At 49.0% G+C, this 15,284-nt stretch carries 9 protein-coding genes and 1 pseudogene; 3 read left to right on the forward strand and 7 right to left on the reverse strand.

The window, feature by feature from the left end:
* Positions 1–3: 3 nt before the first annotated feature.
* Together rfbB and gcvT are read left to right on the forward strand one after the other, a co-directional pair.
* Complete coding sequence (gene rfbB, locus PGN_RS02615; protein WP_005874689.1) at positions 4–1,068, forward strand: dTDP-glucose 4,6-dehydratase; 1,065 nt, start codon at positions 4–6, stop codon at positions 1,066–1,068.
* Between the two features lie 74 nt (positions 1,069–1,142).
* Positions 1,143–2,231 carry a glycine cleavage system aminomethyltransferase GcvT gene (gcvT, locus tag PGN_RS02620; RefSeq protein ID WP_005874565.1) on the forward strand — a complete coding sequence of 363 codons (1,089 nt, stop codon included), beginning with the start codon at positions 1,143–1,145 and terminating at the stop codon, positions 2,229–2,231.
* A 963-nt stretch (positions 2,232–3,194) separates the two neighbouring features.
* Here gcvT and PGN_RS02625 read toward each other — a convergent pair.
* From PGN_RS02625 to PGN_RS02650, 6 genes are all read right to left on the reverse strand, one after another.
* Positions 3,195–3,521, reverse strand: a complete 327-nt coding sequence (locus PGN_RS02625) for a DUF2149 domain-containing protein (protein WP_004585349.1) — start codon at positions 3,519–3,521, stop codon at positions 3,195–3,197.
* Positions 3,522–3,526: 5 nt separating this feature from the next.
* Entirely contained in the window at positions 3,527–4,105 is a 579-nt protein-coding gene (locus tag PGN_RS02630) for a MotA/TolQ/ExbB proton channel family protein (protein WP_010956341.1), read from the reverse strand.
* Positions 4,106–4,174: 69 nt separating this feature from the next.
* Positions 4,175–4,852 carry a hypothetical protein gene (locus PGN_RS02635; protein WP_004585352.1) on the reverse strand — a complete coding sequence of 226 codons (678 nt, stop codon included), beginning with the start codon at positions 4,850–4,852 and terminating at the stop codon, positions 4,175–4,177.
* The gene (locus tag PGN_RS02640; RefSeq protein ID WP_012457595.1) at positions 4,849–9,258 is read right to left on the reverse strand and encodes a cobaltochelatase subunit CobN; all 4,410 of its coding nucleotides are present in this window, start codon (positions 9,256–9,258) and stop codon (positions 4,849–4,851) included. Before PGN_RS02640 ends, PGN_RS02635 begins: the two co-directional genes overlap by 4 nt.
* Positions 9,259–9,294: 36 nt before the next feature.
* Complete coding sequence (locus PGN_RS02645) at positions 9,295–11,235, reverse strand: TonB-dependent outer-membrane receptor HmuR (protein ID WP_012457596.1); 1,941 nt, start codon at positions 11,233–11,235, stop codon at positions 9,295–9,297.
* 14 nt (positions 11,236–11,249) lie between these two features.
* Entirely contained in the window at positions 11,250–11,900 is a 651-nt protein-coding gene (locus tag PGN_RS02650) for a hemophore-like protein HmuY (RefSeq protein WP_012457597.1), read from the reverse strand.
* Positions 11,901–12,179: 279 nt separating this feature from the next.
* On the opposite strand from PGN_RS02650, the pseudogene PGN_RS11780 reads away from it, so the two are divergent.
* Positions 12,180–12,359 (forward strand): annotated as a pseudogene (locus tag PGN_RS11780) (IS5/IS1182 family transposase); the annotation flags it as partial.
* A 393-nt stretch (positions 12,360–12,752) separates the two neighbouring features.
* On the opposite strand, the gene PGN_RS02655 reads toward PGN_RS11780, so the two are convergent.
* The gene (locus PGN_RS02655; RefSeq protein ID WP_012457600.1) at positions 12,753–15,275 is read right to left on the reverse strand and encodes a thiol protease/hemagglutinin PrtT; all 2,523 of its coding nucleotides are present in this window, start codon (positions 15,273–15,275) and stop codon (positions 12,753–12,755) included.
* Positions 15,276–15,284: the final 9 nt, after the last annotated feature.

Consider the following 15,284-nt stretch of genomic DNA (forward strand, 5'->3'; position numbering starts at 1 on the left):
ACGATGAACTTCCGACGTCATATTCTCATCACCGGCGGTGCCGGTTTTATCGGATCGCATGTGGTACGACTCATGGTCAATGCTTATCCTGATTATGAGATCATCAATCTCGATACGCTGACATATGCCGGCAATCTGGCCAATCTCAAGGATATAGAGTCCAAGCCGAATTATCGTTTCGTAAAGGCGGATATTTGCAATGCCAATACGCTGAAGAAAGTCTTTGCTCATTATGCCATCGACGGAGTCATTCATCTGGCGGCCGAAAGTCATGTGGATCGGTCTATAAAAGATCCTTTAGCTTTTGCCCGCACCAACGTAATGGGGACGCTGACGCTCCTGCAAACGGCCAAAGAGGCTTGGCATGGGGAATACGAAGGCAAGCGTTTCTACCACATATCGACCGATGAGGTATATGGAGCATTGGCTTTCGACGGTACGCTGTTTACGGAAGAAACCAAATACGACCCACATTCTCCCTATTCGGCCAGCAAGGCTTCCAGCGACCATTTTGTCCGGGCTTATCACGATACTTTCGGTCTGCCGACAGTGATCTCCAACTGCTCGAACAACTATGGGCCCTATCAATTCCCGGAGAAACTCATTCCTCTCTTCATTAACAATATCCGGCACAATAAGCCTCTACCCGTCTATGGGAAAGGGGAGAACGTCCGTGACTGGCTCTATGTCGAAGACCATGCTCGTGCCATCGATCTGATATTCCATCGGGGCAAGAATGGCGATACCTATAATATCGGTGGCTTTAACGAATGGAAGAACATCGATCTCATCAAGGTGATGATCCGCGTGGTGGATCGTCTTTTGGGCAGAGAGGAAGGCTCTTCGGAGAAGCTGATCACCTATGTGGCAGACAGAGCCGGACACGATCTGCGCTATGCCATCGACTCGACTAAGCTGAAAAACGAACTGGGCTGGGAACCCTCTCTCCAATTCGAAGAAGGCATCGAGAAAACCGTCCGCTGGTATCTTCACAATCAAGACTGGCTGGATCGGGTGACCAGCGGCGACTACCTCCGATACTACGACGAGATGTACTCCGAACGATAGTGCTTTTTGGCTAAATTTGTCATCGTTTCCGAATCAATCAACCAAACAAATCACAATAAACAAGGAATCAAAAAATGAAGACAACTCCCTTTACCGATGTGCACATTGCATTAGGAGCAAAGATGCACGAGTTTGCGGGCTACAATATGCCTATCGAATATGGTGGCATTATAGACGAGCACATGAATGTGGTCAACAATGTAGGCGTATTCGACGTATCGCACATGGGCGAATTTTGGGTAAAAGGCCCGAATGCCCTCCGCTTCTTACAGAAAGTGTCCAGCAACGATGCTTCCAAACTGGCAGTCGGTCAAGTTCAGTATTGCTGCTTCCCCAATAACGACGGTGGTATAGTGGACGACTTCCTGCTCTATCGCTACGAAGAGGAAAAATATATGATGGTACCCAACGCTGCCAATATCGCCAAGGACTGGGCTTGGTGCCGGCAGCAGAATACGATGGGAGCCATATTGGAAAATGCCTCGGACAACATCGCCCAACTTGCCGTACAAGGCCCGAAAGCAACGGAAGTGATGCAACGCCTCACGGACATCGACCTGAACGAGATCACTTACTATACGTTCAAAGTAGGCTCTTTCGCCGGATGTCCCGACGTAATTATTTCGGCTACGGGTTATACCGGAGCAGGTGGCTTCGAACTCTATTTCTATCCCCAATACGCTCAGAAGATATGGGATGCCCTCTTCGAAGCCGGCAAGCCCGAAGGTATCAAACCGGCCGGACTCGGTGCTCGCGACACGCTTCGTCTGGAGATGGGTTTCTGTCTCTATGGCAATGATATATGCGACACCACTTCTCCCATAGAGGCTGGGCTGGGCTGGATCACCAAGTTCACCGACGACAAAATGGATATGCCGAGCCGTAAGATCATGGAAGAGCAGAAAGCCGGAGGTCTCAAGCGCAAGCTCGTTGCCTTCGAACTGAAAGACAAGGGTATCCCTCGCCAGCACTATGAAATTGCCAATGCCGAAGGGCAAATCATCGGAGAGGTTACTTCCGGAACGATGTCTCCTTGCCTTAAGAAAGGTATCGGTATGGGCTATGTGGCTACGGAATTCAGCAAGGTCGGCACAGAGCTTGGCATCATGGTACGCGGTCGTCAACTCAAGGCTGAGATCGTGAAGCCCCCATTCCGCAAATAGTCGGGGCATTGTCTTGTCCTGTAAAAGCATTACAGGTCTTAGGACAACGACAGTTTTTTTTCTAATCCATCAGCAAAGGTCTGCCTTGCTGATGGATTTGTTTTTATAAGACTTTATCTTTCATTACATGAGTTCGATATAAGCATATGGTGCTGACTCTCATAAGAACTTAACGATCAAACTCTTGTTGGAGCATTGACTATAACCGAATCAGAAAAAGAAATGGAAAAAGGTTCGATTGCCCTCTTGTCGAAAGACTGTTCCTATACACATCTATCGGTTTCACAGCTCACACGGAACCTCCCACTCCCCGAATCTGCCATCCGACACAGAGCAGATAGCATCTTCCATCAATAGACCATAGTATCCTCTCGTATGAGACCATAGTATCCTCTCATGTGTGACCATAGTATCCTCTCGTATGAGACCATAGTATCCTCTCATATGAGACCATAGTATCCTCTCGTATGAGACCATAGTATCCTCTCATATGAGACCATAGTATCCTCTCATATGAGACCATAGTATCCTCTCATGTGAGACCATAGTATCCTCTCATGCGAGACCATAGTATCCTCTCATATGAGATCATAGTATCTTCTCATGCGAGACCATAGTATCCTCTCATATGAGACCATAGTATCTTCTCATGCGAGATCATAATATCCTCTCGTATGGGTTCATTCTTTGTATCTCCGGGAAAGATCAAATAGCAAGCAGGGGTATGACTGCCAAGCAAACAGAAGAATGAACAAATGTGCCTGCTTGTTGTGCAAAAGTCTCATACAATGCAAAGGACCAAGCAAAAGCTATTAGTCTGAAGAACATGCAGAGAGAGAGGGAAGGGGAGCGGATATAAAAAACCGGCCCTGCGAAAAGAGCTTTTGCAGGGTCAGGGCCGGAGGAAATAGAAAAAAGAGCTTTTGGGCTTGAAGGCGGATGATAATAGCCGATTTCTCCGTCTTAGTCTTCCGGCACGTAGATGATTTCGCCGCTTTCGAGCTGGTAAGCTACACCTACGCGCTTGCCTTTGCTGCCGGCTCCATCGGAGGATTCGTCGGACGGAGTGTACTTCTCCACCTTGTCGCCTTTCTTGATCAAGATTTCCATGTTGTCCTTGCCGGGATTTTTGACGATTGTGTAGTCTTCCTTGCTGAAGACTTCGGTCATGTTGAATTTGGTGACGAGGGCAACCATCAGTGCCACGGCAAAGACCATGGCTACGTCGAAGAGGTTGGATACGAGTGAGGAAGGATCCGTGTCTTCTTCGTGGAAGCGTCTTCTGGACATGGCGATCAGGAGAGTTTTTCGTTGATGTAATCGAGCCAAACGAGGTCGTTCCGATTGTAAGTGCGTACGATGTGCAGGGCTATATACCCTACAGCCGAGGCAAACATACCGATGACCGTGGTGGCAAAGGCTACTTGCATATTGTAGGCCATCTGTCCGATGTCGCCCGTGGAGAGTCCGACAAGGGCCGGTCCCATCGGGATGAGCGTACCCATCAGACCGAGTATGGGTCCGAACTTGGTGAGTACTTTGGCCGAACTCAGACGCTGTTCACGAGAGAGTTCGTACCGACCGATGAGCAGATTGCGACGGGCGGAATCTGCATCGAGGACTTCGGCCAGCACATTTTCGAACGGAGCGTGGGGGCGTTTGGCCGCTTCGGCTCTGAGGGCTTCGGTGTCGAGGCCGGCTTTGTTTTCGATGATGCAGGCGAAGGTCTCCTGCCGGCGGCGGTAGCTCTGCCACGTGCCGAAGAGGGTGCCGAGGAGGAGAAGGGATTTGATGAAGAGATAGATGAGTCCGGCGACTACCGGTACCAACAGGCCGTTGGAGACCCAAAACATGACGTTGGACAAGAAGTTCATTGGGAAAGTATTGTTAGTGAGTGATTCGGCGTGGGATGATGATCCGGTCCGATTCGATGATTAATTTTTTCAGTTGTTTTTTCTTCTGATTATAGCCCACAAGCGAGGGGCAAAATAGCCGATCGAGGCACCTGCCAAGACGATCAGGAAGAGATAGAGCGCCTGCCACCAGTCGGTAGTGATGCCGGCTGTTCGCACCGCGGAGTCGGGGTGCAATACCCCGGCTGCAATGACGAAGACAAAGGTGCAGAGCGAAAGTAGAACAAGTGGTTCTCGCAAGGCTTCTCGCTTGAGTCCGAGTGCTCTCCACAGATAGGGAGCCGTTATACTCAGGGCTGCCACTATGAGGGCCATCACGATGGAAACTCCAACGAATGAATAGCCCGGCAGGACGTAGAACAGACTCAGACGCAGATAGAAGAGGGTGGGGAAGAACAGGAGCGGGGGCAGATGGCGCACCCAGGTGCGGTACAAGCGGAAGGAGGAAGGACGGTGCGTACATATATATACGACGTACAGTAGATCCACCATGACGGCCAGAGAGACATTGCGCAGGGCTTCGGGCGAGTACAGGAGGGTCTCGACTTCCATCCGGCTGACGTGCTGCGTCAGTCCGTGTACGAGTGCGATGAAAGCCGCGTAGACCGCCGCATGCAAGCAACGGACGAGGAGGGAACTATGTACTCCCTCCTCGAACAGATACTTGAGCGTAGCCAATAAGGCTATAGTCAGCAGGACTTCTCTCATTCTTTTCCTTTTCTGCGCTTGGCAATGAGGAAGAGTATCAGGATTATCACCACGAGGGCTACTCCTGCAGGCAGCAGGTAAGAGGTGACAGGGCTGGAGGTATCCTCACTCGAGCGGGTCTCTTTCTTGAGTCGCTGTCCCTTTTGGGCATCCTTGATCGATACTTCGCGAGCATCGGCTACCTTTTCTTCGTAAGCTTTCTTGTCACTTGCATCGAGGCGTTCGCCGATGAAGCTGCGCAGCTTGGCATTGTCGCAAACGAATCCGCTACAGCCGGCTCCGAATTCAGCCACGGATTTGGCATGCAATTCGGCAATAGCCTTTAGCTGTTCGGGGGTAGCTTTCCACATCCCTTTGCGTGCGGTCTCCATCATTACGGCAGTGAATTCCTGCAAAGCGGCAGGGTTGTTTTCGCGGAAAAATTCGTGGACGCCGAGATTCTTCTCATCCTTCACATAAGTAGCGTAGATGTCATCCCACAATTCCTTGTCGATGGCCGAAGGCTTCATGACATTCCAGCCGTAGGTGTTGCGGATAGTTTCGGCAATGCCGTTGGCAGCATTTTGTCCTTCTTTGAGCTGCTCTTGGATATAAGTAGGATTGAGGATTGTGGTTCTGGCTTCGACGCCGATGGCTTGTTTCAGCTCTTGCACGCGCGTCTTGTGGCGATTGCGCAGGTCGTTGAAGTATGCTTCCGGATCTTTGCCCGTCACTTGGCGGACAGAGAGCGTGAGGCCTCCCATGAATTCATAGACGTGGTCGAGGCTCAAGGCTCCCCACGTATTGCTTTGGCGAGGTTGTACCACGGCATCCACATTCTGCAAAGCTGCTTCGAACATACCTTGCTGGAAATCTCCCCAGCGACCTTGCATACCGTAGATTGCGCCCATGTTGTTGAGGTAAACATCTGCAATCTCCTTTTCGGTTTCCCAGCGATCGCCGCTTTCGACCATGGATTGGATACCGGTACCGTAGTTGCCGTTCACGCCACCGAATACACGCTGTGTGGCGAGCATACGTGCATCAGCCGGAGAAAGGCCCTTGCCGAGCAATACTTTCTCCGCATCCACTGCACCGCGAGCAACTTCGTTGTCGCTCTCGGACTTTTGGGCAGCAGCCAGATCCACAGCCTTTTGGATAAGGAACAGGCGAGAAGCAGCCAAGTCGCGAAGCTGCCCGGACGTTTGTACTACCACATCGATACGTTTGCGGCCGAGTTTTTCAATCGGTATCAGTCGGATGTCCTGCACACGTCCCATCGGATCGCGTACGGGCTCCGTCCCGAGCAGATAGAGTATTTCAGCTATGGTAGCACCTTCGCTTTCGATGAAGCTACTGCTCCATAGCGTAAAGCTGACTTTCGTAGGAAGTTCGCCATTGTGACGGCGAGCGTAGTCGGCCAGCATGTCCTCTGCCATCTTCTTTCCTTTTTCCCATGCGGCTGCTGATGGTGTGGCCTCGGCATTGATAGAGAAGAGGTTTCTTCCGGTAGGAAGCGTCTCCGGATTGGCGATATAGTCGCCACCCGGCGAAGGTGCCGTATAACCGCCGGAGAGAGCGTTCATCATAGAGGTCAGCTCCAGCTGTGGGCTGTTTTTGAGTGCCTTATAGTAGAAAGGTATCTGGGCAATAGCATGCTTGAGTTCGCTGATGCTCGCTGCCATGGCTTTGTCTTTGGACGTAAGCTCTCGTACCGGCTGATTCGTCATGGCCGGTTGCTTGGCTTCCGACTTATCAGGTATCATAGCTTTTGCCTTTTCCGAATGTGCCGCTTGCATAGAATCCTTGCCGTGAGAAGGCATCGCGTGCTGTGCTCCATCACTCTTCATCTTGGCGGCCATTGCTTTCATTGCAGCGATTTGAGCCGAGTCGGGGCCCTTCCCTCCATTTGCTTTCATCTTGGCGGCCATTGCTTTCATGGCAGTGATTTGAGCTGAGTCGGGGCCGGAACCTCCGTTTGCTCTCATCTGCTCGCCCATCTTCCTCATCATCGCCATTTCGGCCGATGTAGGCATACGGCCACCGGATGCAGCCATCATTTGCTCGCGCATGGAAGATGCTTTATCCTCTGCAGAGCGGACCACGGCTTCAGATTGGACAATTTCGCTGGACAGTACACCCAGCGTAGTCAATGCTGCATTCACATCTACCGCCTCGCGTCCGAGGTAACGCTCCACCAGTGCTTCGGCAGGACGACGATAGTGGTTGGTAAAGAATCGTTCGCTATCTTGCTGCTCCTGTGTGTAGCGTCCACGCTGACGGTCGATAGCGGCCAAAGCATAAGCAATAGGATCTGTAGTAATATGCTTCACGGAAGAGCGGATCTTTTCTTCCGGGAACATAACGCCTGTCTTGTACATACCACCCGGGATCTTGCTGACAGCAAGTTCTTCGGCAAAGTCGGAAAGAGAGATGATTTGCTCACGTGTATAAGGTTTGTCGAGGATGGAGTCGAGTTTCAGATCCCGATGGTAGCCGTTCTTCACGGCCAAGGCCTTGATGCGGAGAGACAGGGCTTTATCATCGTTGTCCTGCTCCAGGTATTTATCCGTCAAGCTGAGGAACTCGCTTACTTGACCCCTCATGCGCGTTTCGATGAAAGGAGGAGCCAGATAAGATACCGTACCGGCATAGCTTCTGCGCTTGGCGATCATTCCTTCACCGATATTGGCGATGGTATAGTAGTAGATATGAGGCAGGTCATTGACGAGGCGGTCTGTCCAATCCTCAGAAGAGAGTGCGATCTGCTTGCCCGGGATAAACTCAAGGCTGCCATGCGTGCCGAAGTGCATCATCACATCCGCTTTGAATGCTTTCTGTGTCCACAGATATGAGGCTACATAGGCATAAGGGGGTACCGGATTAGAGCCGTGTACGGCCTTGAAGTCGTTGGCCCCTCCACCTTGTACGGGCTGAGGCAAAAGAACGACATTGCCGAACTGCACACGGGTTACACCGATGCCGCCTACTCCGTTTTGCTCCATCGAATAGTATTCTCCGGGAGCTTCTCCATAGCGTTCTTGCAGAAGCTGGATTTGATTCGGTGTAAGGACTTCTTGCATCCACTGCTTCAAATCATTTGTGGGTACGAATGCCGGATAGCCGCTTTCGGTAAAGCGTGCCAGATTGCCTTCGGCATAGCTATTGAAAATAGCTCCTTGCGTCATGATGATCTTTTCGAAAGCTGCTTCATCGGTGGGTAATCCGGTGAGATCATAGCCTTCGCTCTGCATCTTGCGCAATACATTATATATAGAAGGCAGGGTCTCTATTCCTTGTGCTACGAGGCTGTTTTGTCCCGGTCCCTTGAAATAGTAGATGGCAACGCGCTTCTCCTTGTTAGGTTTGTTTTTTAGGGTGATGTATTTGTTCACCAGACTGGTAAATACCTCCAGTCGTCCGGGGATAGTTCTGAAGAGTTGTAACCCTGTCTTGGCATCTTTTTCGAGAGCAACCAATGCAAAGGGAACCATGGCTCCGTCCAACTCGGGAGTCGATACGCTTTGTGCCAGGAAGCCGCCTACCATACCTTGCTTGTCTTCCAACCAAGTCTCTCGAAGATTGCCGATTGTAAGAGGTGCCAGAATAGGAACATTTTGCTTGCGCAGCCATATTTCCGCTTCAGTGGAATGGCCTGCCGCCAAACGTCCGTGAGGCATATAAATCAGAAGATCGGGGTTGATGAGTTCCAAGAATTCGAGACGCTTATTGCCTGCTGAAAAAGGGAAGACATTGAGTCCGCTTTTTTCCAAAGAGGCTACAAGTTCGTCTATATGCTCGCGATTCGAGTTGAAGGGATTGCCGAAGCCTATCAGTAGTGCTACGCGTGGAGCACCCTCGCGATAACCATGCGTACGATAGTACTGCATATAAGCATCCATGGATTCGAAAATATCCTCATCGGTCTTGCCGAAGAAGAGGTTGCCGGCATACTCGATCGGTGCCTCGATCTTACCTTCCCGAAGAGATTTTCCAAGAATCTCCTGACGCAGGTAGTTGAATCCCGATCTATAGTTCTTGCCACCTCCGTAGCTGAAGTATTTGGAGAGTATTTCCGCCTTTGTGCTATCGATAGAGCAGAGGTCATTCTCCGGATTGGTGGCAGACATCACGAGATAGGGAATCTGTTTTTCCTCCAAACTTTTGATTTGGGCACGATCGTCTTCGTTCCATTTCGCACCCATGCCGAAGCATAGTACCGCATCGTACTTCTTCAGTTTGGTGAGGTCGTCCTCGACGTTTACTGTCACATTTCGTGCATCGGCCGAAAGACTCATTCGTGCCACCATAAACTGGGGGAAGTTCACCAATGCCACACGCGAGGGTTGCGGACGGAACATCCAAAATGCAAAGCCGATAGCCACCAATAAGATGGCTACCGACAGATAAATTATTTTTTTCTTCATCGTGGCGAATTATATTTCTGTTGCAAATAAGTCGTATTAGAAAGTGATCCGAACCAACCCGTATATGATACGTCCGGGTGATGTCGGGGAATTGAATGCCAATGCTTTGGGTTTATAATCGAACAGGTTCTCCGCACCGATATGGAGCGTATAGTTCCGATAGAAATGATTTTCAATATCCAAACGACAGATCGTATAACCCGGATACGTTATTTCCTCAAACAACTCGTTAGAGTTCATACGCCCTGTTTTCAGATCGGAAAGGAAGCGCGTGGAGAAGTTGGAGGCTAGTCTGTAATTCTTCGAGAAATTATGTCCATAAGAGAGAGTGGCAGTAGCTGCATGAGGGCGGGTGTTTGAGAGCTTCATCTCAGTTCCGGCCTTATCGGTCGCCTTCCATCGATCATAAGTGTAGGAATATGAAGCTCGAAAACCAAAGCCGTAAGGCAGTACCACATTCGCTTGTCCTTCAAAGCCGAATATTCTCATTTCTTTCGATACGTTGGTGTAGATCAAATCTGTGCCTTTGTAGGTGAAATCGATCCGATTGCGAACATGGTTGAAGAAGACATTCCCCATCAGTGTAAGCTTGTTCCAGTGAGCTTCTGCCGAGTATGAGAGCATGCGACTCTTCTCCGGCTTCAAATCCGGATTGCCGTAAATAAAGAAAGCACCATGATTGAAGAAAAAGTACATTTCCTGCAAAGAGGGGGCACGATACCCTTCCGCGTAGGACAAGCGATTGGTGACATGACTGCACTTGTACATGGCAGACAGGCGCGATGTATAGTACAAGCCGAATCCGGAGTGCTTGTCCAAGCGCCCTCCATAGCTCAATACGAGTTTGGGGGTAACTTTATATATGTACTGTCCGTATAGGATTTTGTTGTTCACGGACTTTTCCCCCGGGTCGTTCGGAGAGGAAAGACGGGGCGATGCTACATTATCATGGATATACTCCAGACCCACATTGAGAAGGTGGACTTCAGCAAGATTGAGATTGTATTGTGCTCGCAAATGGTGCATATCCTCATCGAAAATGGGAAGTTTCTTTTGGTTCTCAGTCTTGATCAGACAGGTATCACGGCTGTATTTGTCGTAATGATAAGAGATGTCCAGATCCGAAGTCTCGCTGATACGCCAGTTGGCACCGGCTTTGACATCGTAGGAGTTGTACAGAAAATCGATCTTATCCGTCCAGTGCTGCTTACGCAGATTCACCAGTCCGGTAAGGTTGAAGGATAAGTTTTCCGTCGGAGAGATTGTAAACTTCTGATTTATATTCCATGTCGTATTGCCTGCAACATTCAGTTCCTGCTCGAACTGATCGGCCAAAATATAACTTTTGTCTGCTCTATATTGTACGCCGGACTGACTGGTGAAGATCCCACGTTTCACTCCTGCTGCCACATCGTATTTCTGTCCGTCGCGACTATCGTATCGAGCCGAAGCAGATACGCGAAAAGGATCCTTGGCTGTACGGGTGATGATATTGATAACACCTCCGATGGCATTAGATCCGTACAAAGCAGAGGAAGCTCCACGAAGCACTTCGATTCGCTCGATGTCATCCGGATTGATTCGTTCGAAGTCTATTCCACTGGTAGATCCCGTTGAAATCAATTCGCCATCGACGAGGAAGAGAATAGAACTTTCGTCAAATCCCTGAGCATTGAGCTGATCTCTGGAACCATGCTTGGTAAACTCGATCCCGGGAAGAATATACTGCAGTACGTCAATGAAAGAAGATGGGGCTATAGCTTTGATATCTTTGGCCTTGAACACCTTTGTGGGGACAGGTACATCTTTAAGCAGACGGGCTGTACGGCTACCGGTCACCACTATATCCTCAAGTGCGATATTGCCGGATACGATGGTGTCGGTAGGTTGGGCCGGAGGGTTGGCCGCATGGGAGTATATACTTATACTAAAGAAAAGCAGGCCGATGAGGGCCTGCTTTGTTACTACACTTTTCATATTTCCCTCTTAACTTATTTAACGGGGTATGTATAAGTGAAAGTGATGACTCCTTTTTTGAGTTCTGCATCCTGATAGTCAGTGAACTGCACTTTGGCAATATTACCATCAGCACCACGAACGAAGAAGACTCTTTTGCTCAGCTTGTAAGTGGGACCGGCAGGACCGTGAGAGAATTCCAGCCAACCACCTGAAGCAAATCCCTGTGCGTTCTTCTTGCCGGTAATCACTTCGCTGAAGCCCTGTTCTTCATATTCCATCTGATGACCATCAGGTCCCATTTCGTACTTGACTGTAATACGGCCGAGAACATCTACGGTATATCCGTCTGTCGGAACGGAAGTAGCCTGATCCATTTCTGTCTTGCCGGAGAATACGGCACCACCTTTTCCCTTGCCACTTTCGCCACAATTGAGACGAACGTCATAGCGGTGAAGAGCCATGTCCCAGTTCAAATCGTTCTTATAGTCGGTAACATTTACGACTTCACCTTTGGAAAAAGAGAAATACTGCCACGTTTCGTATTTCGAAGCATCGATAGTTACGGTTTTGGTTACTGCTTCGGGTGTGGAGGGTTGGTTCGGCTCGTCTTTCTTCTTCCCACAAGAAGTTAGAGACACAATCAATGGCAATGCACAGAGTGCGGAGAAAATGATTTTTTTCATAATTATCTGACCTTACTTTTAATAGGTTTCATCCGGCTGCAAAGTTGAGATGTTCACAAAAAACGAGCAATCCCAATTTGTAGGTATTTAAAGTCGGATTTATACTAAATAAGTGGTATTGGGAATACTGGAATTGCACATGAAAAAGCCCTCGATACATAGGTGCTTTTATTCATTTATTATTTGTGTATCAGCCGATTATTCCGTGTGTTTATGGTATGATCAATGACACAAAGCTATGGCACGACAAGGAAAATCATCTAATGAGGCCTTTGAAAAAGAGAAGGTTATCGTTTAGGTTGCAACTTATACAAAGGGATGAGAGTGGACACCGTGAACATACTTCTTGCGGCAGCAGCCTATGAATTCAAGAGAGCTATGAAGGCTCTTTTGGACTTTATCAAAACAATCTGCGAGATACTGTTTGCTGACAATATCTCCCTGAAAGGGACTTTTTAGGGGATGACTATATAGGAGTGTAAACAAAGCTATATAGCAATCGGCCCAATCCTATATAGCAATCAAACGAAAGCTATATAGTAATCAGCTCAATCCTATATAGGAATCGACCGAAAGCTATATAGCTTTTGTTTTCTTATAGAGACCTTTGCTCAATAAACAGGTGCTTTTATTCATTCATTATATTGTGTGTCAGCCGATTATTTCGTGTATTTAGGTATAATCAATGACATAAAGCTATGGCATGACAAGGAAAATCATCTATTATTACGAAGCAAACCGAACTCTTTATCTCCTTTCTTTGGTATATCCTAACAAACGATACAAGGGCAATGCCTGAGGGGATCTCCCTTCCGGCATTGCCCTTGTCGGTTTTGCTGTTGAAAGACTGAATCAACGAATAAAGAGCTTCCCTACCATGTCTTCTACCACAACGATATAGGTGCCCTTCGGAAGACGTTCGACGTCGAGACGCATATCGGCAGATTCGATCTTCGTGGAGAGCTGCATTCGCCCTTGAATATCGAACAAACGAAGTGTGCTGCCCGCATATGTGGGAGGAATGGCTACATGGACATAGTCGTGAGCAGGATTGGGATAAAGTACTATAGTAGAAATATCCTTACCAGCGATGTCCGAAGAGGATAGATCCGTAATGAGACGGATACGATAGTAGTAGTCCCCAAACAAATCGATCGGATCCCAAAATCCCTGCTCTCTGATGACAATGTAATAGATGCCATCGGGAAAGAGTTCGGCATTTGTATAGAGAGAAGAGTTCGCAGTCAGCTCCGGAGACAATACTTTGGTTTCCCCTTGGGCGAGACTCATGTGTTCTTCTTTCGCTTGGAAGAAAGTTTCCGAGAAAGCCTTTATAGCCACTATTTCGATTTTCCCGGAGAAAGTAGCACCACCTTCATTTGTAATGCTGAAAGTCGGCAATGTCTCGGGATTGGCCCGATGAACTGTGAGAAGATCGATCTGTGGGTTGGAGGCCACCAGTAACGATGAATGGGTGCTCGTGTGCTCTGCTACTTCTATGGAAGCCAACTCTATCCATGAGGCATCTTCCATAAGCGATTCCATATCGCCCGTACAGACAAGCATGTATTGTCCTGCACGAGACTTGAGCCCTGTTATTGTCAGCGAAACTTTTTCGCCGTCTTCATCTCCCGGGTGTAATTCTACTAAATGTCTGCCAAGGAAATAGAGCCGTCCCTCTGTATTGCGGAGGGCAAAGGTGACGCGACTACGAAATTCTTCCGTACCCGGGTTGTAGACTGTGGCACTGAGTTTGCAGTCGGAATATGCTTTCAGGTTGTGCGAAAGAGAACCGTCTTTGAGAACGATCCTGGCATCGGCAACGGAGTAAGCTACATCTCCGGCAGGCATAGTCACTTCTATCTTATTGACAAGCCCCATAAGTATGTGCTTAAGCTCTTTCCAATCTGCCATGCCATCTGTTCGATAGAGTATGGAGATGGTATTTTTCCCCTCGGCAAATTGACTGCATGGTATGGTTATGTTGCTCGTGCTTTCTCCGATAATGTCTTCCCAAACGATAGGGACGGTGACGGCTGGGTTAGTCGTTTCCGTTCCATTGGGAAGCGTCAGGCGGTAAGCCAATTTCACATCCCCTGCATAAGTGGAGTAGTTCTTGATTTTTACACTCAGGTCAAGTGCTTCATCAGACATATTGTGTTGCAATCCATAGAGCGTGATGGTCGGATCCGGTACGATACCGGGGACTTCATTGCTGGCCGGCTCTATGCCTATGACAACCTCTTGGTCAGTAGAGTAGCCTCCATCGCCTGCGCCTGTGCCAAGCGAACCCGGATTGAGTAGATTGAGATAGAAATTACCGTTACTCATGCCACCCCATCCCCAGTTGAAGTGGAACGTTCCGTCTGGTTCGTATCCATCGCAAACGAAAGCATGTCCCATCGATCCGTCTGCACCGGCATAATACACAGGTCTGTTTTCTGCCAGTTCCTTACGAATCATGTCTTTCCATTCCTTACCGGGAAGGAGAGAGCGATGGATGTAACGAAGCGATTTCTTGTAATGAAAGGTCTCCCGCAGGGCGCGTTCGACAAATATGGAGAAAGTGCCACTGCCGAAATCGGCAAACTGCATATTGACAGAAAAGCTGACATCTCTCATGAAAGTACTCAGTGCTTTGACCTCTTCAGTGCTGACGTTATCGTCAACTGTACCGGGCATGTTTTCCCAGTCGTATGTGTCGCCGAACGTGCCTGAATAGTGGGTATGCGTCCCCGTCATATCATCGTAGTAGTCATATCCGCCGGAAGCCTTCTCCGGCCACTTGTAGTGACGCATGATTTGTCCCATGGCGGTGGCAACACAACCGGTATAAGCCTGCTGCCCGGAAGGAAGCAGGGGATGCAAGGTGTTAAATGGATAGCCCTGATCCCACAAGATCGGATCCGATGCATGTTCGCCCGTTTCCAAAATAGGGGCAATGGATGATGGCAGGTCCCGCGTAGGCTTGGCTTCACGGATAGGATCTATCGGCTCTGCCTTGCCGTCCATTACAGCAAGCATTTCACGTTCATAGCCTTTGAGCCACCCCCTGAGATTGTTCGGTATACGGGCCGCATCGAAGTGCCCCTTGAAAGCATATCCGATCACCTCCGGGAACCGATCATCCGCTGCGACGAGGAGAAATCCGTCTTTCTCTCCTCGATTGAAAACGAAGAATAGTGCCTCCTCTCTTTCTGCAGCTTTGTAAACGAAATCCATCCGGAGACTCGCTGTCGATGAAGACAGCGTGGGTTGTCGTTTGGCAAAAAAGTTCTTAGCCGTCTGTTCGGCTTTGGATCGTGTCACCGGTCCTGCCTGGAGCATAGGGAGACACAGTAATAATAGCCCTAAGGTGTAGAAGATACGTTTCATTATTGCATT

Origin of the sequence: Porphyromonas gingivalis ATCC 33277 (genome assembly GCF_000010505.1) — a bacterium.
Lineage (GTDB): Bacteria > Bacteroidota > Bacteroidia > Bacteroidales > Porphyromonadaceae > Porphyromonas > Porphyromonas gingivalis.